Annotated in this window: 17 protein-coding genes and 1 pseudogene; 2 read left to right on the plus strand and 16 right to left on the minus strand. The window is 68.8% G+C overall.

Translation table 11 applies throughout. The annotated features are described in order from the left end of the window. A pseudogene (locus JAO81_RS15885) lies at window positions 1–571 on the minus strand (HAD family hydrolase); the annotation flags it as partial. A gap of 335 nt (window positions 572–906) precedes the next feature. On the opposite strand from JAO81_RS15885, the gene fahA reads away from it, so the two are divergent. Further along, the gene (fahA, locus tag JAO81_RS15890) at window positions 907–2,136 is read left to right on the plus strand and encodes a fumarylacetoacetase (protein WP_199548505.1); all 1,230 of its coding nucleotides are present in this window, start codon (window positions 907–909) and stop codon (window positions 2,134–2,136) included. Between the two features lie 78 nt (window positions 2,137–2,214). Here the strand turns inward: fahA and recQ are convergent, their stop codons facing one another. The 15 genes from recQ to JAO81_RS15965 form a co-directional block, all read right to left on the minus strand. Continuing rightward, window positions 2,215–4,152, minus strand: coding sequence for a DNA helicase RecQ (gene recQ, locus JAO81_RS15895; RefSeq protein WP_199548506.1), 1,938 nt, complete (start codon window positions 4,150–4,152; stop codon window positions 2,215–2,217). Window positions 4,153–4,408: 256 nt separating this feature from the next. After that, window positions 4,409–6,076: an NADH-quinone oxidoreductase subunit NuoN gene (gene nuoN / locus JAO81_RS15900; protein ID WP_199548507.1), complete on the minus strand. Its 1,668-nt coding sequence runs from the start codon at window positions 6,074–6,076 to the stop codon at window positions 4,409–4,411. Then, window positions 6,073–7,647 (minus strand): NADH-quinone oxidoreductase subunit M, encoded by a 1,575-nt coding sequence (locus JAO81_RS15905; RefSeq protein ID WP_199548508.1) that lies wholly within the window; start codon window positions 7,645–7,647, stop codon window positions 6,073–6,075. Before JAO81_RS15905 ends, nuoN begins: the two co-directional genes overlap by 4 nt. A gap of 4 nt (window positions 7,648–7,651) precedes the next feature. After that, the gene (gene nuoL / locus JAO81_RS15910) at window positions 7,652–9,550 is read right to left on the minus strand and encodes an NADH-quinone oxidoreductase subunit L (RefSeq protein WP_199548509.1); all 1,899 of its coding nucleotides are present in this window, start codon (window positions 9,548–9,550) and stop codon (window positions 7,652–7,654) included. Between the two features lie 15 nt (window positions 9,551–9,565). Continuing rightward, window positions 9,566–9,865, minus strand: coding sequence for an NADH-quinone oxidoreductase subunit NuoK (nuoK, locus tag JAO81_RS15915; RefSeq protein ID WP_055529377.1), 300 nt, complete (start codon window positions 9,863–9,865; stop codon window positions 9,566–9,568). Continuing rightward, the gene (locus tag JAO81_RS15920; protein WP_199548510.1) at window positions 9,862–10,683 is read right to left on the minus strand and encodes an NADH-quinone oxidoreductase subunit J; all 822 of its coding nucleotides are present in this window, start codon (window positions 10,681–10,683) and stop codon (window positions 9,862–9,864) included. The genes nuoK and JAO81_RS15920 overlap by 4 nt, the downstream gene beginning before the upstream one ends. After that, window positions 10,680–11,309 (minus strand): NADH-quinone oxidoreductase subunit NuoI, encoded by a 630-nt coding sequence (gene nuoI / locus JAO81_RS15925; protein ID WP_199548573.1) that lies wholly within the window; start codon window positions 11,307–11,309, stop codon window positions 10,680–10,682. Before nuoI ends, JAO81_RS15920 begins: the two co-directional genes overlap by 4 nt. A gap of 40 nt (window positions 11,310–11,349) precedes the next feature. Continuing rightward, window positions 11,350–12,705 carry an NADH-quinone oxidoreductase subunit NuoH gene (gene nuoH / locus JAO81_RS15930; RefSeq protein ID WP_199548511.1) on the minus strand — a complete coding sequence of 452 codons (1,356 nt, stop codon included), beginning with the start codon at window positions 12,703–12,705 and terminating at the stop codon, window positions 11,350–11,352. Continuing rightward, window positions 12,702–15,200, minus strand: a complete 2,499-nt coding sequence (locus tag JAO81_RS15935; protein ID WP_199548512.1) for an NADH-quinone oxidoreductase subunit G — start codon at window positions 15,198–15,200, stop codon at window positions 12,702–12,704. The genes nuoH and JAO81_RS15935 overlap by 4 nt, the downstream gene beginning before the upstream one ends. Next, window positions 15,197–16,558: an NADH-quinone oxidoreductase subunit NuoF gene (gene nuoF, locus JAO81_RS15940; RefSeq protein WP_199548513.1), complete on the minus strand. Its 1,362-nt coding sequence runs from the start codon at window positions 16,556–16,558 to the stop codon at window positions 15,197–15,199. Before nuoF ends, JAO81_RS15935 begins: the two co-directional genes overlap by 4 nt. Beyond that, window positions 16,558–17,364 (minus strand): NADH-quinone oxidoreductase subunit NuoE, encoded by an 807-nt coding sequence (gene nuoE / locus JAO81_RS15945; RefSeq protein WP_199548574.1) that lies wholly within the window; start codon window positions 17,362–17,364, stop codon window positions 16,558–16,560. The genes nuoF and nuoE overlap by 1 nt, the downstream gene beginning before the upstream one ends. 29 nt (window positions 17,365–17,393) lie before the next feature. After that, window positions 17,394–18,725: an NADH-quinone oxidoreductase subunit D gene (locus tag JAO81_RS15950; protein WP_199548514.1), complete on the minus strand. Its 1,332-nt coding sequence runs from the start codon at window positions 18,723–18,725 to the stop codon at window positions 17,394–17,396. Then, window positions 18,725–19,459, minus strand: coding sequence for an NADH-quinone oxidoreductase subunit C (locus tag JAO81_RS15955; protein ID WP_199548515.1), 735 nt, complete (start codon window positions 19,457–19,459; stop codon window positions 18,725–18,727). The genes JAO81_RS15950 and JAO81_RS15955 overlap by 1 nt, the downstream gene beginning before the upstream one ends. Continuing rightward, a complete protein-coding gene (locus tag JAO81_RS15960; RefSeq protein WP_093617115.1) occupies window positions 19,456–20,010 on the minus strand; it encodes an NADH-quinone oxidoreductase subunit B family protein in 555 nt (184 codons plus the stop codon). Before JAO81_RS15960 ends, JAO81_RS15955 begins: the two co-directional genes overlap by 4 nt. A 14-nt stretch (window positions 20,011–20,024) precedes the next feature. Beyond that, window positions 20,025–20,384 (minus strand): NADH-quinone oxidoreductase subunit A, encoded by a 360-nt coding sequence (locus JAO81_RS15965; RefSeq protein ID WP_093617117.1) that lies wholly within the window; start codon window positions 20,382–20,384, stop codon window positions 20,025–20,027. A 711-nt stretch (window positions 20,385–21,095) separates the two neighbouring features. Between JAO81_RS15965 and JAO81_RS15970 the strand changes: the two genes are divergently transcribed. Next, window positions 21,096–21,884, plus strand: coding sequence for a C40 family peptidase (locus JAO81_RS15970; protein ID WP_199548516.1), 789 nt, complete (start codon window positions 21,096–21,098; stop codon window positions 21,882–21,884). Window positions 21,885–21,962: the final 78 nt, after the last annotated feature.

Raw genomic sequence — 21,962 nt, forward strand, 5'->3', positions numbered from 1 at the left:
GCCGCACCCCCCCGGCGCGGGCCCCGGCCACCGCCCCCGTCACCACGCCCGCCGCGGCGGCCGGGGCCGCGGCGGCGAGCTCGTCGTCGGAGAGCGAGGCGTGGCGCATCAGGACCTTGTTGATCGGGTCCGCCCACAGTGCGGAACGGTTGGCGACGCGTACCGCGGGCAGCGTGGGGTGCGGCATCTCGTAACCCGGCTCCATGAGCATCAGGCCCTCCATGCCGTCCTGGTTCACCGCCGCGAAGACCTCGCCGACCTCGGCCTCGATCTTGCCGAGCGCCACATCGGCGAGCTCGCGGTTCAGGGTCAGGGAGCTGACCATTCGGTTCGCACCCGCGTCGTAGACCTGTGCACCCTGGCCGCAGACCGCGAGCCCCTGGTAGTCGAGCTCGAGCAGCAGATGCCGCACCTGGGGGACGGGCCGTCCGGTGACGACGATATGCCGGGCGCCGGTCGCGGTCGCCCTGGTGAGAGCGGTGCGCGAGCGCGGGGAGATGGTGTCGCCATGCCGGAGCAGGGTGCCGTCGAGGTCGGTGGCGATCAGTGTGTACGCGGATGGTCTTGCCATGGGCCCCAGGATACGGAGATACCAACAAACCAAGGAAAAGTGGACTTTGGCCAACGGGAGGACCTTGGTCCCCAGAGGTCCTCATAGACCCCAAGGGGCCCCGGGGGCACTCAGCTGCGGGGGCGAGCGCACTCAGCCCCAGGGCCACGGGCACGCACTGCCGCAGGGCCGGGCACGCACTGCCGCGAGCCCGGGCACACAGCGCCGCGAGCCCGGGCACACACCGTCGCAGCCCTCAGCACGCTCAGCCGCGAGGCCGGGCACACACTGCCGCATGGCCGCCCGGCACTTGTACGGTGTGGCCAACCTGCACATGGAAAGCGAGGCAGCGTCCCATGCCCGAGCCCACCCCGCTCGACCTTCCCGAGGGCGACCCCTTCGGCCCGCACAATCTGCCCTACGGCGTCTTCTCCCTGCCCACCGCGAGCGGAGAACCGCTGCGCAGGGTCGGCGTACGCCTCGGCGACCGCGTCCTGGACGCCGGTGCGGCCGCGCACGCCCTGGGCTCGCCGTATGCGTCGCTGCTCGCCCAGCCTTCACTGAACCCGCTGCTCGCCGCGGGCCGTCAGACCTGGCGGGACGTGCGCAGGGCGCTGACCGCGTGGGTGACGGTGCCCGCGCACCGCGAGGTCGTGGAACCGCTGCTCCACCCCCTGGACACGGTCGAGCTGCACCTCCCCTTCGAGGTCGCGGACTACGTCGACTTCTACGCGAGCGAGCACCACGCGACCAACCTGGGCCGGATGTTCCGCCCCGACGGCGACGCGCTGCTTCCCAACTGGAAGCACCTGCCGGTGGGTTACCACGGCCGGGCCGGCACCGTGGTGGTGTCCGGCACTGATGTGGTCCGCCCGAGCGGCCAGCGCAAGGCGCCCTCGGACGCGGCGCCGGGCTTCGGTCCGTCGGCCAAGATGGACATCGAGGCCGAGGTGGGCTTCGTGGTCGGCGCCCCCTCGCCGATGGGTTCCCCCGTCCCGCTGTCCTCCTTCCGCGATCATGTCTTCGGCCTCTGCCTGCTCAACGACTGGTCGGCCCGCGACATCCAGCCCTGGGAGTACGTGCCCCTCGGCCCGCACGTCGCGAAGTCCTTCGCCACCTCGGTGTCCGCGTGGATCACCCCGCTCGAAGCCCTTGACTCGGCGCGTGCCGCGCTGCCCGCCCGCGACGTACCGCTCCTTCCGTATCTGGACGACTCCGACGAGGAGGAGCCCGGCGGCTACGACCTGCGGATCACGGTCACCCTCAACGGCGAAGTGATCTCCGAACCCCCGTTCTCCGGCATGTACTGGTCCCCCGCCCAGATGCTCGCCCATATGACGGTCGGCGGCGCCTCGCTGCGCACCGGTGACCTGTACGGCTCGGGCACGGTCAGCGGCCCCGAACCGGGCCAGCGCGGCTCACTGATCGAGCTCACCTGGAACGGCACCCAGCCCCTCGAACTCCCCTCCGGCAAGCGCACGTTCCTCGAGGACGGCGACGAGGTCACGCTGACGGCCTGGGCGCCCGGTCCTGACGGCGTACGGGTGGGCCTGGGCGAGGTGACGGGCAAGGTGGTCGCCGGCTGAGGGCGGCCTGCGGCCAGCCCCTGATCGGGCCATCGACCCAGGCACCCGGTCCTCGCATCCCGGACCGGGTGCCTGCGGTCACTCGTCCGCAGGCGGCTCGTCCTCCTCCGCGGGCCGCGCACCGGCCACTGCGGACCACTCGGCCAGCACGCCGAGCACCGCTTCCCCGTACGTCGCCAGCTTCTTCTCGCCGACCCCGCTGATCCCACCGAGCTCGTCGATCGTGGACGGTGCGGTGAGGGTGATCTCCTTGAGCGTCGCGTCGGGGAAGACCACGTACGCCGGGACTCCCTGCTCCCGGGCCTGCGTCGCCCGCCAGGTCCGCAGCGTCTCGAAGAGCGGCAGCAGTTCCTCGGGAAGGTCGACGACCGCCTTGGACTTGCGCTCCCCCTTCGACGAGCCCTTGGCCGAGGGCGCCTTCTTGGGTTCCTTGCGCAGGGGCACCTCGCGCTGCCGGGCCAGGACCGCCCCGCTGTCCTCGGTCAGGACCAGCGTCCCGTACTCCCCCTCCACGGCGAGCAGCCGCTGCGCGAGCAACTGCCGCACCACGCCCCGCCATTCGGCCTCGGACAGCTCCTGACCGATACCGAAGACCGACAGCTGATCGTGGTCGAACTGGATGACCTTGGCCGTCTTGCGGCCGAGCAGGATGTCGACGATCTGCCCGGTGCCGAACTTCTGGCCGCGCTCGCGCTGCAGCCGTACGACCGCGGAGAGCACCTTCTGCGCGGCGACCGTGCCGTCCCAGGTCTCCGGGGGTGTCAGGCAGCTGTCGCAGTTGCCGCAGGCCGGACTCTCCTGCTGCTGCCCGAAGTACGCGAGGAGTTGGGCGCGCCGGCACTGGACCGTCTCGCAGAGCGCCAGCATCGCGTCCAGATGGGAGGCGGCCCTGCGCTGGAAGGCCAGGTCGCCCTCGCCGCTCTGGATCAGCTTGCGCTGCTGGACCACGTCCTGGAGTCCGTACGCCATCCAGGCCGTGGACGGGAGGCCGTCGCGGCCCGCGCGGCCGGTCTCCTGGTAGTAGCCCTCGACGGACTTCGGCAGGTCGAGGTGGGCGACGAAGCGGACGTCGGGCTTGTCGATGCCCATGCCGAAGGCAATGGTCGCGACGACGGTCAGGCCCTCCTCGCGCAGGAAGCGCGACTGGTGCAGGGCGCGGGTCCGTGCGTCCAGACCGGCGTGGTACGGGACCGCCGGAATGTCGTTGCGGCAGAGGAACTCGGCTGTCTTCTCCACCGAGTTGCGCGAGAGGCAGTAGACGATGCCCGCATCGCCGGCGTGCTCCTCCTTGAGGAAGCGCAGGAGCTGCTTCTTGGGGTCGTCCTTGGAGACGATCCGGTACTGGATGTTGGGCCGGTCGAAGCTCGCCTCGAAGTGGCGGGCGCCGTCCATGCCCAGGTTCTTGGTGATCTCCTGGTGGGTGGCGCGGGTCGCGGTCGCGGTCAGGGCGATGCGCGGGACGTCCGGCCAGCGTTCACCCAGGAGGGAGAGGGCCAGATAGTCGGGGCGGAAGTCGTGGCCCCACTGGGCGACGCAGTGGGCCTCGTCGATCGCGAAGACGGAGATCTTGCCGCGGGAGAGCAGATCGAGGGTGGATTCGAGGCGGAGGCGCTCGGGGGCGAGGTAGAGCAGGTCGAGCTCGCCGGACACGAACTCGGCCTCGACCAGGCGCTGTTCGTCGTAGTCCTGCGTGGAGTTGATGAATCCCGCGCGGACGCCGAGGGCACGCAGGGCGTCGACCTGGTCCTGCATCAGGGCGATCAGCGGGGAGATCACGACGCCGGTGCCCGGCCTGACGAGGGACGGGATCTGGTAGCAGAGCGACTTTCCGGCGCCGGTCGGCATGAGCACGACGGCGTCGCCGCCGGCGGCCACGTGCTCGATGGCGGCTTCCTGGTCGCCGCGGAAGGTGTCGTATCCGAAGGCGCGGGTCAGCGTGCGGAGGGCTTCGGTTTCTGTGTCGGTGTGCTCGACCAGCGTCAGGCTGACCTCTTCCATCACTGCGGTCCCGTCCATCGTCGTGTCCCCCCGTGTGCCCTCGGTCGCGTTTCGACCTCGTCCCTCACGATAGGGGTCTGCGCCGGCACCTCCGGAGTTATCCACAGGCCTGTGGACGGCGCCGTCCGTCTCGGCGTGCTCCGCCGCTCCGCGGCGGGGTGGCGTGCCCCTTCCGCGGGGGCTCCGCCCCCTGCACCCCCGCACCTCACGCTGCCGGAAAACCGACCGCCCGGCACCCCAACGGGCGCCGGGCGGTCAGGCCGGACCACACAGCTCAGCGGACGAAGACGCTCGCCTGATTGGCCAGGTCCAGGAAGTACTGCGGGGCGACGCCGAGGACCAGCGTGACCGCCACGCCGACGCCGATCGCCGTCATGGTGAGCGGCGAGGGGACCGCCACCGTCGGACCCTCCGGCTTGGGCTCGCTGAAGAACATCAGGACGATCACGCGAATGTAGAAGAACGCCGCGATGGCCGACGAGATGACGCCGACGACGACCAGCGCGCCCGCGCCGCCCTCCGCCGCCGCCTTGAACACCGCGAACTTGCCCGCGAAGCCCGACGTCAGCGGAATACCCGCGAAGGCGAGCAGGAAGACCGCGAAGACCGCCGCCACCAGCGGCGAACGACGGCCGAGGCCCGCCCACTTGGACAGGTGCGTCGCCTCGCCGCCCGCGTCCCGCACCAGCGTGACCACGGCGAACGCGCCGATCGTCACGAAGGAGTAGGCACCCAGGTAGAAGAGGACCGACGAGATGCCGTCGGGCGTCGTGGCGATGACACCGGCCAGGATGAAGCCCGCGTGCGCGATCGACGAGTACGCGAGCAGCCGCTTGATGTCCGTCTGCGTGATCGCGACGATCGCGCCGAGCAGCATCGTGGCGATCGCCACGCCCCACATGACCGGCCGCCAGTCCCAGCGCAGCCCCGGAAGCACCACGTACAGCAGACGCAGCAGCGCGCCGAACGCCGCGACCTTCGTGGCCGCCGCCATGAAGCCGGTGACCGGGGTCGGGGCGCCCTGGTAGACGTCCGGGGTCCACATGTGGAACGGGACGGCGCCGACCTTGAAGAGCAGACCCATCAGGATCAGCGCGGCGCCGACCAGGAGCAGCGCGTCGTTGCCCATCGTGCCGGCGAGCGCCGGGTTCACGTTCTGCACCGTGCCGTCGACGACGTCCGCGATTCCGGCGTACGAGACCGTGCCCGCGTATCCGTAGAGGAGCGCGATGCCGAAGAGCAGGAACGCGGAGGAGAACGCGCCGAGCAGGAAGTACTTGACCGCCGCTTCCTGCGACATGAGCCGCTTGCGGCGGGCCAGGGCGCAGAGCAGGTACAGCGGCAGCGAGAAGACTTCCAGCGCGATGAAGAGCGTCAGGAGGTCGTTCGCCGAGGGGAAGACCAGCATGCCGCCGATCGCGAACAGCGCGAGCGGGAACACCTCGGTGGTGGTGAACCCGGCCCGTACCGCGGCCTGTTCACTGTCGCTGCCCGGGACGGACGCGGCCTGGGCCGCGAACGAGTCGACGCGGTTGCCGTGCGCCTCCGGGTCGAGCCTGCGCTCGGCGAAGGTGAAGATCGCCACCAGACCGGACAGCAGGATCGTGCCCTGCAGGAACAGGGCGGGCCCGTCGACGGCGAGCGCCCCCATGGCCACGATGCCCGACTCGGTGGTGCCGTGCCCGCCGGCCGCGAGCGCCACCACCGCGGCGAACGCGGCGACGAGCGCGACCACCGACAGGAAGACCTGTACGTAATAGCGGGCCACCCGCGGCACGAACGCCTCGACCAGGATGCCGAGGATCGCGGCGCCGATCACGATCAGCGTGGGAGCGATCAGGCTGTACTCGATCTGCGGAGAGTCGATCTTGGTGACCGGCTCCGCCGCGGTGGCCCAGAGGCCATTGGTTGTCCACAGGCTGTGGACGGCTGTTGCGCTCACTTGGCCGCCACCTCCGGCTCGGGGTCATGCTGCTTTACGTCGGAGAGCGTGTGCTTGACCGCCGGGTCGACCAGTTCGGTGACCGGCTTCGGGTACACGCCGAGGAAGACAAGGAGAACGATCAGCGGTCCCACGACGAGGAGTTCGCGCAGCTTGAGGTCGGGCATCTTGGCGACTTCGAGCTTGACCGGGCCTGTCATCGTCCGCTGGTACAGGACGAGGGAGTACAGCGCGCCGAGCACGATGCCGAAGGTCGCGATGATGCCGATGACCGGGTAGCGCGCGAACGTGCCGACCAGGACCAGGAATTCGCTGACGAACGGGGCGAGCCCCGGCAGCGACAGCGTGGCGAGCGAGCCGATCAGGAAGGTGCCGGCCAGGACCGGCGCCACCTTCTGCACCCCGCCGTAGTCCGCGATGAGCCGCGAGCCGCGCCGGGAGATGAGGAACCCGGCGACGAGCATCAACGCGGCCGTGGAAATACCGTGGTTGACCATGTAGAGCGTCGCGCCGGACTGGCCCTGGCTGGTCATCGCGAAGATGCCCATGATGATGAACCCGAAGTGCGAGATCGACGCGTACGCGACCAGGCGCTTGATGTCCCGCTGGCCGACCGCGAGCAGCGCCCCGTACACGATGGAGATCAGCGCCAGGACGAGGATGACCGGGGTCGCCCACTCCGAGGCGTTCGGGAAGAGCTGGAGGCAGAAGCGGAGCATCGCGAAGGTGCCGACCTTGTCGACCACCGCCGTGATGAGCACCGCGACCGGGGCCGTGGCCTCGCCCATCGCGTTCGGCAGCCAGGTGTGCAGCGGCCACAGCGGGGCCTTCACCGCGAAGGCGAAGAAGAAGCCGAGGAAGAGCAGGCGCTCGGTGTTCGTCGCCATCTCCAGCTCGCCGGCCGCGCGCATCTCGGCGATCTCGCTCAGCGAGAAGGTGCCGGCGACCACGTACAGACCGATGACCGCGGCCAGCATGATCAGGCCGCCGACCAGGTTGTAGAGCAGGAACTTCACGGCCGCGTACGACCGTTGGGCGGCCGCCTTCTCGTCCGAGCCCGCGTGCGCGCGGTCGCCGAAGCCGCCGATGAGGAAGTACATCGGGATGAGCATGGCTTCGAACAGGATGTAGAAGAGGAAGACGTCGGTGGCCTCGAAGGAGAGGATCACCATCGCCTCGACCATGAGGATCAGGGCGAAGAAGCCCTGGGTCGGGCGCCAGCGTGTGTTCCCGGTCTCCTGCGGGTCCGCGTCGTGCCAGCCCGCCACGATGATGAACGGGATCAGCAGCGCGGTCAGCCCGATGAGGGCCACCCCGATGCCGTCCACGCCCAGTTCGTAGCGGACCCCGAAGTCGGCGATCCAGGAGTGCGATTCGGTCAGCTGGTAACGGTCGGCGCCGGAGCCGGTGTTGAACCGGATCCCGACGATCACCGCGAGCGCCAGCGTCACAAGCGAGAAGAACAGCGCGAGCCATTTGGCCGCGGTGCGCTTGGCGGCGGGTACGGCGGCGGTGGCGATCGCACCGAGCGCCGGCACCGCTGCCGTCAATGTCAGAAGAGGAAAGGACATCGGATCAGACCGCCCTCATCAGCAGGGTCGCGGCGACGAGTACCGCCGTACCGCCCAACATCGAGACCGCGTAACTGCGGGCGTAGCCGTTCTGCAGCTTGCGCAGCCGGCCGGAGAGCCCGCCGAAGCCCGCCGCCGTGCCGTTGACGACGCCGTCCACCAGGGTGTGGTCGACGTACACCAGCGAGCGCGTGAGGTGCTCGCCGCCGCGGACCAGGACCACGTGGTTGAAGTCGTCCTGGAGCAGGTCGCGGCGGGCGGCCCGGGTGAGCACCGAACCTCGCGGGGCGGTGACCGGGACCGGGCGCTTGCCGTACATGAACCAGGCGATGGCGACACCGATCAGGAGGACCACGACCGTCGAGGCCGTGATCGCCGGGACGCTGATCACCGGGTGCGGGTGCTCGAAGCTCGTGACCGGCTCCAGCCAGTGCACGAACGACTCGTTGAGCGAGAACAGACCGCCCGCGAAGACCGAGCCGAAGGCGAGCACGATCATCGGGATCGTCATCGACTTGGGCGACTCGTGCGGGTGGGGCTCGTGGCCCTCCGCGTCGGGCTGCCAGCGCTTCTCACCGAAGAAGGTCATCAGCATCACGCGGGTCATGTAGAACGCGGTGATGCCCGCGCCGAGCAGGGCCACGCCGCCGAAGATCCAGCCGCGGATCCCGTCGTCGTACGCGAAGGCCGCCTCGATGATCTTGTCCTTGGACCAGAAGCCCGACAGACCCGGGAAGCCGATGATCGCGAGGTAGCCGAGCCCGAAGGTCGCGAAGGTGACCGGCATGTACTTGCGCAGGCCGCCGTACTTGCGCATGTCGACCTCGTCGTTCATGCCGTGCATGACCGAACCGGCACCGAGGAAGAGCCCGGCCTTGAAGAAGCCGTGCGTCACCAGGTGCATGATCGCGAAGGCGTAGCCGATCGGGCCGAGGCCGGCCGCGAGGATCATGTAGCCGATCTGCGACATCGTCGAGCCCGCCAAGGCCTTCTTGATGTCGTCCTTGGCGCAACCGACGATCGCACCGAAGAGCAGCGTGACCGCACCCACGATGACCACGGCGAGTTGGGCGTTCGGGGCGCCGTTGAAGATCGCGCCGGACCGGGTGATCAGGTAGACGCCCGCGGTCACCATGGTCGCGGCGTGGATGAGGGCCGAGACCGGGGTCGGGCCCTCCATCGCGTCCCCGAGCCAGGACTGCAGCGGCACCTGGGCCGACTTGCCGCACGCGGCGAGCAGCAACATCAGGCCGATGGCCGTCAGCTTGCCCTCGCTGGTCTCACCGGTGGCCGCGAGTACGTCGCCGAAGGCGAAGGTCCCGAACGTGGTGAACATCAGCATGATCGCGATGGACAGGCCCATGTCGCCGACGCGGTTGACCAGGAAGGCCTTCTTGGCCGCGGTGGCCGCGCTGGGCTTGTGCTGCCAGAACCCGATGAGCAGGTACGACGCCAGACCGACGCCCTCCCAGCCCACGTACAGGAGCAGGTAGTTGTCGGCGATGACGAGGATCAGCATCGCCGCGAGGAACAGGTTCAGATAGCCGAAGAAGCGGCGCCGCCGCTCGTCGTGCTCCATGTAGCCGATCGAGTAGATGTGGATCAAAGAGCCCACACCGGTGATCAGGAGCACGAAGGTCATCGACAACTGGTCGAGCTGGAAGGCCACATCGGCCTGGAAGCCGCCGACCGGGATCCAGCTGAACAGATGCTGGTGCATCGCCCGGTCCTCGCCGTCGCGGCCGAGCATGTCCAGGAACAGCACGACACCGACGACGAACGAGCCGAGCGCGAGCAGCGTGCCGAGCCAGTGGCCGGTGCGGTCGAGCCGGCGCCCGCCGCACAGCAGGACCACCGCTCCGAGCAGAGGCGCCGCGACGAGCAGCGCAATCAAGTTCTCCACGATTCAGCGACCCCTTTAGAGCTTCATCAGGCTGGCGTCGTCGACCGAGGCCGAGTGGCGGGAGCGGAACAGGGACACGATGATCGCGAGCCCGACCACGACCTCGGCGGCGGCGACGACCATCGTGAAGAACGCGATGATCTGGCCGTCGAGATTGCCGTGCATCCGCGAGAAGGCCACGAACGCGAGGTTGCAGGCATTGAGCATGAGCTCGATGCACATGAACACAACGATCGCGTTCCGCCTGATCAGCACCCCTGTGGCGCCGATCGCGAACAACAGGGCGGCGAGATAGAGGTAGTTGACGGGGTTCACTTCGCGGCCTCCTCTTCCCGGTCGTTGTCCCTGCCGAGCCGCTCCGCGGAGCGCTGCTCGAGGGCCGCCAGGTCCTTCAGCGCCTCGCTGGACACATCACGGATCTGGCCGCGGTCCCGCAGCGTCCTCATCACCGTGAGCTCGGACGGGGTGCCGTCGGGCAGCAGACCGGCGATGTCCACCGCGTTGTGCCGGGCGTAGACACCGGGCGCCGGCAGCGGCGGCAGGTGCTTGCCCTCGCGTACGCGCCGCTCGGCCATCTCCCGCTGGTTGAGGGCGCGTTCGGTGCGCTCGCGGTGCGTGAGCACCATGGCGCCGACGGCCGCGGTGATGAGCAGGGCGCCGGTGATCTCGAAGGCGAACACGTACTTGGTGAAGATCAGGGCCGCGAGGCCCTCGACGTTCCCGCCCGCGTTCGCCGCGCCGAGCCCGTTGAACTCGGTGATCGCGGCATTTCCGATCCCGGCCACGAGCAGCACCGCGAAGCCGAGGCCGCACAGGGCCGCGAGCCAACGCTGGCCCTTGATGGTCTCCTTCAGGGAGTCGGCCGCGGTGACACCGACGAGCATGACCACGAAGAGGAAGAGCATCATGATCGCGCCGGTGTAGACGACGACCTGGACGATGCCCAGGAAGTACGCCCCGTTGGCGAGGTAGAAGACCGCCAGGATGATCATGGTCCCGGCCAGGCACAGCGCGCTGTGCACGGCCTTCTTCATCAGGATCGTGCACAGCGCGCCGATCACGGCGACGGTGCCGAGCACCCAGAACTGGAAGGCCTCACCGGTGGAGGTGGTGTAGGCGGCGAGCGCGCTCACGCCTCCACCCCCTCTTCCCGCGGTACCTCGCCCTTGGAGACCGCGACCTGCTGAACCGTCCCGGGCGCCGCCCCGGTCACCAGACCGCGGTAGTAGTCGCTCTCGTCCATCCCGGGGTAGATCGCGTGCGGGCTGTCGACCATGGTGTCTTCGAGCCCGGCGAGCAACTGCTCCTTGGTGTAAATGAGGTTCGCGCGGCTGGAGTCCGCCAGCTCGAACTCATTCGTCATCGTCAACGCCCGCGTCGGACAGGCCTCGATGCACAGCCCGCACAGAATGCAGCGCGCGTAATTGATCTGGTAGACGCGGCCGTACCGCTCACCCGGCGAGTAGCGCTCCTCCTCGGTGTTGTCCGCGCCCTCCACGTAAATGGCATCGGCGGGACAGGCCCAGGCGCACAACTCGCAGCCGACGCACTTCTCGAGTCCGTCGGGGTGCCGGTTGAGCTGGTGCCGGCCGTGGAAGCGCGGCGCCGTGGTCTTCTGCTGCTCCGGGTACTGCTCCGTGAGCCGCTTCTTGAACATGGCCTTGAAGGTCACGGCGAATCCGGCCACAGGGTTCTGGAACCCCTGTGCCGTGTCCTTGCCTTCGACCGGTTCCGCGGGCCCGGCGGCCTGCGAAGGCAGCCCGGCGGCCCCGGTGGGCTCGATGGACTTCCCAGTTTCCTCAGACACCGTCAGCCTCCTTTCCGTCACTCCCAGTGTCAGCGCCACCACTGACAACCAACTCCCGCTCCTGGCGCGACCGTCGGCGCGGCACGGGCGGCAGGCTCTGACCCGGCTTCGGCGGTACGGGGAAGCCGCCGGCCATCGGGTCGAAGACCTCCGGAGCCTGCTTGAGCTCCGTGTCCTTCTCCTTGCCGCGGAACATGTCCACCACGAAGGACAGCAGGAGCAGCGCGATGACACCGCCGGCCACGTACATCACGATCTCGGCGAAGTCGTAGTTCTCGTTGCGCAGTGTGCGCACCGTCGCGACGAGCATCAGCCAGACCACGGAGACCGGGATGAGCACCTTCCAGCCGAGTTTCATCAGCTGGTCGTAGCGCACCCGCGGGAGCGTGCCGCGCAGCCAGATGAAGAAGAACAACAGCAGCTGGACCTTGACGATGAACCAGAGCATCGGCCACCAGCCGTAGTTGGCGCCCTCCCAGAAGGTGCTGATCGGGTACGGGGCCCGCCAGCCGCCCAGGAAGAGGGTGGTCGCGACCGCCGAGACCGTCACCATGTTCACGTATTCGGCGAGCATGAAGAGCGCGAACTTGATCGACGAGTACTCGGTGTTGAAGCCGCCGACCAGGTCGCCCTCGGACTCCGGCATGTCGAACGGAGCGCGGTTGGTCTCACCGACCATGGTCACGATGTACAGCAGGAACGACACCGGAAGGAGCAGGATGTACCAGCGGTCCCCCTGCGCCTCCACGATCGTCGAGGTCGACATCGAGCCCGAGTAGAGGAAGACCGAGGCGAACGCGGCGCCCATCGCGATCTCGTACGAGATCATCTGGGCGCAGGAGCGCAGACCGCCGAGCAGCGGGTACGTGGAGCCGGACGACCAGCCCGCGAGCACGATGCCGTAGATGCCGACCGAGGCGACCGCGAGGATGTAGAGCATCGCGATCGGCAGGTCGGTGAGCTGCATCGTGGTGCGCTGACCGAAGATCGACACCTGGTTGTCGGCGGGCCCGAAGGGGATCACCGCGATCGCCATGAAGGCCGGGATGGCCGCGACGATCGGCGCCAGGACGTAGACGACCTTGTCGGCCCGCTTGACGATGACGTCTTCCTTGAGCATCAGCTTGATGCCGTCCGCGAGGGACTGCAGCAGTCCCCACGGACCGTGGCGGTTGGGGCCGATGCGCAGCTGCATCCAGGCGACGACCTTGCGCTCCCACACGATGGAGAACAGCACGGTCAGCATCAGGAACGCGAAGCAGAAGACCGCCTTGATGGCCACGAGCCACCACGGGTCGGTGCCGAACATCGACAGGTCTTCCGCGGCGAGAGTCACTGCAGGGCTCATGCCTCCACCTCCGCGACGTCCGAAGTGCCCGTGGCCGGGCCGATCTTGACCAGCTCGCCCGGGTGGGCCCCGGTGTCGGAGGCGACTCCGCCGCCGGCCGAGTTCAGCGGGAGCCAGACCACGCGGTCGGGCATCTCGGTGACCTGCAGCGGCAGTCGTACGGAGCCGGCGGGCCCGGTCACGGCGAGCTCGTCGCCGTCCTTGACCCCGGCCTCGGCGGCCGTGGCGGCGGAGACCCGGGCGACGGCCGCGTGCCGCGTACCGGCCAGCGCCTCGTCGCCCTCCTGGAGCCTGCCCTGGTCGAGCAGCAGCCGGTGTCCCGCGAGCACCGCCTCGCCGGAGGCCGGCCGGGGCAACTGCCCCGCGGTCTCCAGCGGTTCGGTGGCGCGCGGACCGTCCCAGGCGCCGAGCCGGCCCAGCTCACGGTGGATGGACGTGTTGTCCGGCAGCGCGAGGTGGACGTCCATGGCGTCCGCGAGCATGTGCAGCACGCGGGCGTCGGTGGGCGACAGGGCGCGGGTCATGTGGTCGGGCTTCAGGGCCGCTTCGAACGGCCGCGCCCGGCCTTCCCAGTTGAGGAAGGTCCCCGCCTTCTCGGCCACTGCGGCGACCGGCAGGACGACATCCGCGACCGCCGTGACCTCACTCGGCCGCAGTTCGAGCGAGACCACGAAGGCCGCGCTCAGCGCTTCACGCGCCCGCGCCGGGTCCGGCAGGTCGGCGACCTCGACGCCCGCGACGACCAGAGCGCCGAGTTCGCCGGTCGCGGCGGCCTCGATCATCTGGCCGGTGTCCCGGCCGTAGCGGTGCGGGAGTTCGGCCACGCCCCAGGCGACGGCCACCTCCTCGCGCGCCCGCGGATCGGTCGCGGGGCGACCGGCCGGAAGGAGCGAGGGCAGCGCGCCCGCCTCGATGGCGCCGCGCTCACCCGCCCTGCGGGGGATCCACAGGAGCTGGGCGCCGATCGCGGTGGCCGCCCGCATCGCCGCGGTCAGCGCGCCCGCGACGGACGCGAGCCGCTCACCGACGATGATCACGGAGCCTGCGCCGCGCAGCGCCTCGGCCGCCCTCGCGCCCTCTCCTTCGAGCCCGACGCCGGAGGCGAGCGCGTCCAGCCACTCGGTCTCGGTGCCGGGAGCGGCGGGAAGCAGCGTGCCGCCGGCCTTCTCCAGACCGCGGGTCCTGTAGGGGGCCAGCGCGAAGGTCTGCTGCTTGGACTGCCGCCAGGCCTTGCGCAGCTTCAGGAAGACGCCGGGCGCCTCCTCCTCGGCCTCGATGCCGACGAGCAGGACCGCGGGCGCCTTCTCCAGCTTCGTGTACGTGACTCCGTTGCCGTCGAGGTCACGGCCGCGTCCGGCCACCGCGGCGGCCAGGAAGTCGGCCTCCTCGGAGGAGTGCACGCGGGCGCGGAAGTCGACGTCGTTGGTGTCGAGGGCGACCCGCGCGAACTTGCTGTACGCGTACGCGTCCTCGGCGGTCAGCCGGCCGCCGGCGAGCACACCGGCCCGGCCGCGAGCGGCGAGCAGCCCTTGCGCCGCTGCCTCCAGAGCCTCGGGCCAGGACGCGGGCTCCAGCTCGCCCGACTCTCCCCGTACAAGAGGAGTCGTGAGCCGGTCGCGCTGCTGCGCGTACCGGAACCCGAACCGCCCCTTGTCACAGATCCACTCCTCGTTGACCTCGGGGTCCTCGGCGGCGAGCCGCCGCATGACCTTGCCGCGCCGGTGATCGGTGCGGGTCGCGCAGCCGCCCGCGCAGTGCTCGCAGACCGACGGCGAGGAGACCAGGTCGAAGGGGCGCGAGCGGAAGCGGTACGCGGCCGAAGTCAGCGCGCCCACCGGGCAGATCTGGATGGTGTTCCCGGAGAAGTACGACTCGAAGGGGTCGCCCTCACCGGTGCCGACCTGCTGCAGCGCCCCGCGCTCGATCAGCTCGATCATCGGGTCGCCCGCGACCTGGTTCGAGAACCGGGTGCAGCGGGCGCAGAGCACACAGCGCTCGCGGTCGAGAAGGACCTGTGTCGAGATCGGCACCGGCTTCTCGTACGTGCGCTTCTGACCCTCGAAGCGCGAGTCCGACTGGCCGTGCGACATCGCCTGGTTCTGCAGCGGGCACTCGCCGCCCTTGTCGCAGACCGGACAGTCGAGGGGGTGGTTGATGAGCAGGAGCTCCATCACACCCTTCTGCGCCTTCTCCGCGGCCGGCGAGGTGAGGTGCGTCTTGACGACCATGCCGTCGGTGCAGGTGATGGTGCAGGAGGCCATCGGCTTGCGCTGGCCCTCGACCTCGACGATGCACTGCCGGCAGGCACCCGCCGGGTCGAGCAGCGGGTGGTCGCAGAAGCGCGGGATCTCGATGCCGAGCTGTTCGGCGGCCCGGATCACCAACGTCCCCTTGGGGACGCTGAGTTCCACGCCGTCGATGGTCAGCGAGACCAGGTCTTCCGGCGGGACCGCCGCCTCTCCGCCCCCGGAGGGAGCGTTGGTCGTGACGGTCATGCGTTCACCTCCGCGCTTGAAGCGTGCTTGTCGGCCCAGAGAGTCGACCGGGAGGGGTCGAAGGGGCAGCCCTTGCCGGTGATGTGCTGCTCGTACTCCTCGCGGAAGTACTTGAGCGAGGAGAAGATCGGCGAGGCGGCGCCGTCGCCGAGGGCGCAGAAGGACTTGCCGTTGATGTTGTCGGCGATGTCGTTCAGCTTGTCGAGGTCGGCCATCACGCCCTTGCCGTCCTCGATGTCACGGAGCAACTGGACCAGCCAGTACGTCCCTTCGCGGCACGGTGTGCACTTGCCGCAGGACTCATGGGCGTAGAACTCGGTCCAGCGCGTGACCGCCCGTACGACACAGGTGGTCTCGTCGAAGCACTGCAGCGCCTTGGTGCCGAGCATCGAACCCGCGGCGCCCACACCCTCGTAGTCCAGCGGGACGTCGAGGTGCTCGTCGGTGAACATCGGGGTCGAACTGCCGCCCGGCGTCCAGAACTTGAGCCGGTGGCCGGGACGCATCCCGCCGCTCATGTCGAGCAGCTGGCGCAGCGTGATCCCGAGCGGTGCCTCGTACTGGCCGGGCGAGACGACATGGCCGCTGAGCGAGTACAGCGTGAAGCCCGGGGACTTCTCGCTGCCCATCGACTTGAACCAGTCCTTGCCCTTGTTCAGGATCGCGGGAACAGACGCGATGGACTCCACGTTGTTCACCACAGTGGGGCACGCGTAAAGGCCCGCGACCGCAGGGAAGGGCGGACGCAGGCGGGGCTGGCCACGGCGGCCTTCGAGCGAGTCGAGGAGCGCGGTCTCCTCACCACAGATGTACGCGCCGGCGCCGGCGTGCACGGTGATGTCGAGGTTCAGTCCGCTGCCCAGGATGTTCTCGCCGAGGTAGCCGGCTTCGTATGCCTCGCGTACGGCCTCGTGCAACCGCCGCAGTACGGGGACGACTTCGCCGCGCAGGTAGATGAACGCGTGGTTCGACCTGATCGCGTAACACGCGATGATCATGCCCTCGATCAGGCTGTGCGGATTGGCGAAGAGCAGCGGGATGTCCTTGCAGGTCCCCGGCTCGGACTCGTCCGCGTTCACCACCAGGTAGTGCGGCTTGCCGTCTCCCTGCGGGATGAACTGCCACTTCATGCCCGTCGGGAAGCCCGCGCCACCACGTCCGCGCAGACCCGAGTCCTTGACGTACGCGATGAGGTCGTCGGGCGTCATGGCGAGGGCCTTGCGCAGGCCCTCGTATCCCTCGTGCCTCTTGTACGTCTCCAGGGTCCAGGGCTTCTCCTCGTCCCAGAACGCGGAGAGGACCGGGGCCAGGAGCTTCTCGGGGCTGGTCTCGTGGTTGATCTCGGTGGCCAAGGTCATCACTCCCCCTCCTCGGCGGTGGGGCCTGCCGGGTGGTCCGGGTCGGAGGCCGACGTCTGCTGCGGTGCGTCGTGCGACGACAGGTGCTCGGAGGCGGCATCCCCCTGCGGGGCCTCGCCGCGCGGGTGCACCACACGGGCGGGGACCGCCTCGCCCTTGGCGAGCCGCAGACCGATCAGGGAAGCGGGCCCGGCGCCGCCGGATTCGTCCACCGCGCCTTCGCGCTCGTCCGGGAAGCCGGCCAGGATCCGCGCGGTCTCCTTGAAGGTGCACAGGCGCGCACCGCGCGTGGGCTGGACCTCGCGTCCGGCCCGCAGGTCGTCGACCAACTGCCGTGCGCTGCCCGGGGTCTGGTTGTCGAAGAACTCCCAGTTCACCATCACCACGGGGGCGAAGTCGCAGGCCGCGTTGCACTCGATGTGCTCGAGGGTGACCTTGCCGTCCTCGGTGGTCTCGTTGTTGCCGACCCCCAGGTGCTGCTTCAGGTCCTCGAAGATGGCGTCGCCGCCCATGACGGCGCACAGCGTGTTGGTGCAGACGCCGACCTGGTAGTCACCGGACGGCTTGCGCCGGTACATCGTGTAGAAGGTCGCGACGGCCGTGACCTCGGCGGTCGTCAGACCGAGTACATCGGCGCAGAACTGCATGCCGGTCCGGGTGACGTGCCCCTCCTCGGACTGCACGAGGTGAAGCAGCGGAAGCAGCGCCGAGCGCGAGTCCGGGTAACGGGCGATCACCTCCTTGGCATCCGCTTCGAGCCGGGCACGGACGTCGGCCGGGTAGTCGGGGGCCGGCAGCTGGGGCATGCCCAGGCTGACGCCCTCTTGAGAAGTGGTCACCGGTCGACGCCTCCCATCACGGGGTCGATGGACGCGACGGCGACGATGACGTCGGCGACCTGCCCGCCCTCGCACATCGCCGCCATGGCCTGCAGATTGGTGAAGGACGGGTCGCGGAAGTGGACCCGGTAGGGACGGGTGCCGCCGTCGGAGACGACATGCGCGCCGAGCTCGCCCTTGGGCGATTCGACGGCCGCGTACGCCTGGCCGGGCGGGACCCGGAAGCCCTCGGTCACCAGCTTGAAGTGGTGGATCAGGGCCTCCATGGAGGTGCCCATGATGTTCTTGATGTGGTCCAGCGAGTTGCCGAGTCCGTCCGGGCCGAGCGCGAGCTGCGCGGGCCAGGCGATCTTCTTGTCGGCGACCATGACCGGGTCCTTGCCACCGGGCCGGAGCCGGTCCAGGCACTGCTCGACGATCCGCAGCGACTGCCGCATCTCCTCGAGCCGGATCAGGAACCGGCCGTACGAGTCGCAGGTCTCGGAGGTCGGGACCTCGAAGTCGTACGTCTCGTAGCCGCAGTACGGGTCGGTCTTGCGCAGGTCGTGCGGCAGACCGGCCGAGCGCAGGATCGGCCCCGTGGCCCCGAGGGCCATGCAGCCCGCGAGGTCGAGGTAACCGACGTCCTGCATACGGGCCTTGAAGATCGGGTTCCCGGTGGCGAGCTTGTCGTACTCGGGAAGGTTCTTCTTCATGGTCTTCACGAACTCGCGCAGCTGGTCCACCGCGCCCGGCGGCAGATCCTGGGCGAGACCGCCCGGCCGGATGTACGCGTGGTTCATGCGGAGCCCGGTGATCAACTCGTAGAGGTCCAGGATCAGTTCGCGGTCCCGGAACCCGTAGATCATGATCGTGGTCGCGCCGAGCTCCATACCGCCGGTGGCGATGCAGACCAGGTGCGAGGAGAGCCGGTTCAGCTCCATGAGCAGGACGCGGATGACGCTCGCGCGGTCCGGGATCTGGTCCTCGATACCGAGCAGCTTCTCCACGCCCAGGCAGTACGCCGTCTCGTTGAAGAACGGCGTCAGGTAGTCCATGCGCGTGACGAAGGTGGTGCCCTGCGTCCAGGTCCGGTACTCGAGGTTCTTCTCGATGCCGGTGTGCAGATAGCCGATGCCGCAGCGGGCCTCGGTGACCGTCTCGCCGTCGATCTCCAGGATCAGGCGGAGCACGCCGTGCGTGGACGGGTGCTGCGGGCCCATGTTGACGATGATGCGCTCGTCGTCGGACTTGGCCGCGGCCTGCGCGATCTCGTCCCAGTCGCCGCCGGTGACTGTATATACAGTCCCCTCGGTGGTCGCACGGGCGGAAGCGTGTGAAGTAGACATCAGCTGTACGACCTCCGCTGGTCCGGAGCCGGGATCTGGGCGCCCTTGTACTCGACGGCGATACCGCCGAGCGGATAGTCCTTGCGCTGCGGGAAGCCCTGCCAGTCGTCCGGCATCATGATCCGCGTCAGCGCCGGGTGACCGTCGAAGATCAGCCCGAAGAAGTCGTACGTCTCACGCTCGTGCCAGTCGTTGGTCGGATAGAGGCCGACCAGGGACGGAACATGCGGATCACTGTCGGGAGCGCTGACCTCGAGCCGGATCAGGCGGCCGTGCGTGAGCGAGCGCAGGTGGTACACCGCGTGCAGCTCACGGCCCTTGTCCTCCAGGTAGTGCACACCGGAGACACCCGTGCAGAGCTCGAAGCGCAGCGCCGGGTCGTCGCGCAGGGTCCGTGCGACCTGGAGCAGGTGCTCGCGTGCGACATGGAAGGTGAGCTCGCCGCGGTCGACGACCGTCTTCTCGATCGCGTTCTCGGGGAGCAGGTCCTGCTCCTCGAGGGCGCCTTCGAGCTCGTCGGCCACCTCGTCGAACCAGCCGCCGTACGGGCGGTTGCTGGGACCGGGCAGCCGTACCGAGCGGACGAGGCCGCCGTAACCCGAGGTGTCGCCGCCGTTGTCGGCGCCGAACATGCCGCGCTGGACGCGGATCTCCTCGCCGTGCTCACCGCGCTGGCCGGGGAGGTTGGAGGCGCCGAGGTCCTTCTCGGGGTTCACGCCATTGCTGTCACTCACCGGAGCAGCCCCTTCATCTCGATCAGGGGGAGCGACTTGAGGGCCGCCTCCTCCGCCTCGCGAGCGGCGTCTTCGGCGTTCACACCGAGCTTGGAACCCTGGATCTTCTGGTGCAGCTTGAGGATCGCGTCCATCAGCATCTCGGGCCGCGGCGGACAGCCGGGCAGATAGATGTCGACGGGGACGATGTGGTCGACGCCCTGGACGATCGCGTAGTTGTTGAACATGCCGCCGGAGGAGGCGCAGACGCCCATGGAGATGACCCACTTGGGGTTCGGCATCTGGTCGTAGACCTGCCGCAGGACCGGCGCCATCTTCTGGCTGACCCGGCCCGCGACGATCATCAGGTCCGCCTGGCGGGGCGAACCGCGGAACACCTCCATGCCGAAACGGGCGAGGTCGTAACGCCCTGCGCCCGTCGTCATCATCTCGATGGCACAACAGGCGAGGCCGAAGGTGGCGGGGAAGACGGATGCCTTGCGCACCCAGCCCGCCGCCTGTTCGACCGTCGTCAGCAGAAAACCGCTCGGCAGCTTCTCTTCGAGTCCCATAGGTCCCTAGCCCCTCAGTCCCATTCCAGGCCGCCGCGCCGCCAGACGTACGCGTAGGCGACGAAGACGGTGAGCACGAAGAGCAACATCTCCACGAGCCCGAAAACACCCAGGGCGTCGAAGGTGACCGCCCAGGGATAGAGGAAGACGATCTCGATATCGAAGATGATGAAGAGCATCGCCGTCAGGTAGTACTTGATCGGGAAGCGCCCACCGCCGGCCGGAGTCGGCGTCGGCTCGATACCGCACTCATAGGCTTCGAGTTTGGCGCGGTTGTACCGCTTTGGACCGATAAGCGTGGCCATGACCACGGAGAAGATCGCAAAGCCTGCCGCTAGGGCTCCCAGTACGAGGATGGGCGCATAAGCGTTCACCGCTCCTCGCTCCTCTCAGTCGACATTGACTGCTTCGGCGGACTGACTTCTTAGGGCGCGTGCCCCGACTCACCAAGATCGTGCTTATGTGAGGCAGTTCACAAGCCCAACTGCCCCGCATCCTATGCCTGCCGGTCTGTGATCTGCGACACGGGGTACGACAACGCCTTTGTGATCTCCACCACCTGACGAAGGATCATGAAGTCGGATGAGCGGTGATCTTCATACGCGAAGCTCCGGAGTGATCACCAATGGTGATCAATTAGCTTGTTACCGCTGGTCAAGAGGGTGCGCCCACTATCAAGTGAGGGCAGCCTCAAGCAAATTGGCACCTCGATCGACAACCTGGTAAGGACAGCCTTCCCTCGCTCGGGGGACCCTTTTGTACGGCTGCTGACGCGTGCACACATTCACGAGCGATTCCGTGCCCGTTCACCGGCTCGCGATGGAGACCTGTTCGTGACCTGTGCCACTTCTGTGAGGACCGTGAAGAACCGGGCTTGGCCAACGACAGCGACCAGTGGTAGGTGCGGGGCAAAACGGGCGTTCCTTGGAAAACCCATGATCACAGCGCCGATCATGGCTGTCCAAATTGCCCGTTACGGCGTCAATAAGCGTCGACACGCGCGGGATTCGGCTTGATCGGCCACAACTGTGGCGCAGCACACGTTTCTTGAAGGGAACCCTGACGCCCTGATACCGGTTGTTCTCATGTCCCACACCGCTCACATACCCAGCCACCGGAAGCCCCGCCCGCAGCGCGTCACCAAGCTGCGCGCCGGAGTTGCCGGTGGCGTCCTCAGCACCCTCGCGGTGGCCGGCACCACTGGCATGGCGAACGCGGCCGAGCCGGTGACCGAGACCATCGAAATGCCGACGCTCTCCACCGACCTGGCAACCCAGGTGGCCGCCACCGCGGACGCCACGCAGCAGGCGGCCGACGCGTACACGCTCCAGGCGGACAAGGACGCGGCCATCGAGGCCGCCGCCGAGGACGCCAAGGAGGCCAAGGACGAGGCCAAGGCCAAGGCCGCCGCCAAGAAGCGCGCCGCCGAGCGTGCCGCCAAGGAGCGCGCCGCCCGCGACTCCGAGCGCACCACGCTCTCCACCGCCTCGGCCTCCGCCACCGCCGAGGCCCCCGCCTCCGGCTCGGTCTCCGCGGTCATCTCCTTCATGAAGGCCCAGCTCGGCGACGCCTACGTCATGGGTGCCACCGGCCCCAACGCGTGGGACTGCTCCTCCCTCGTCCAGGCCGCGTTCAAGCAGGCCGGCGTGGATCTGCCGCGCGTCTCCCAGGACCAGTCGATGGTCGGCACCGAGGTCGGCACGTCCAACCTCCAGGTGGGCGACATCCTTTACTGGGGCGGCAAGGGCTCGGCGTACCACACGGGCGTCTACATCGGTAACGGCCAGTACCTGGACGCCGCGAACCCCTCGAAGGGCGTCGTCATCCAGGACCTGTCGGGCTACCCGGCTTCGGGCGCGGTCCGCGTTCTCTGAGTCCGCGTCACACCACGTACGGCGAAGGGGCCGACGGCCCCCCCGGGGGGGGCGGGCCCGCCCCCCTCCCCCCTCGGC

Source organism: Streptomyces sp. N35 (genome assembly GCF_016464295.1).
Lineage (GTDB): Bacteria > Actinomycetota > Actinomycetes > Streptomycetales > Streptomycetaceae > Streptomyces.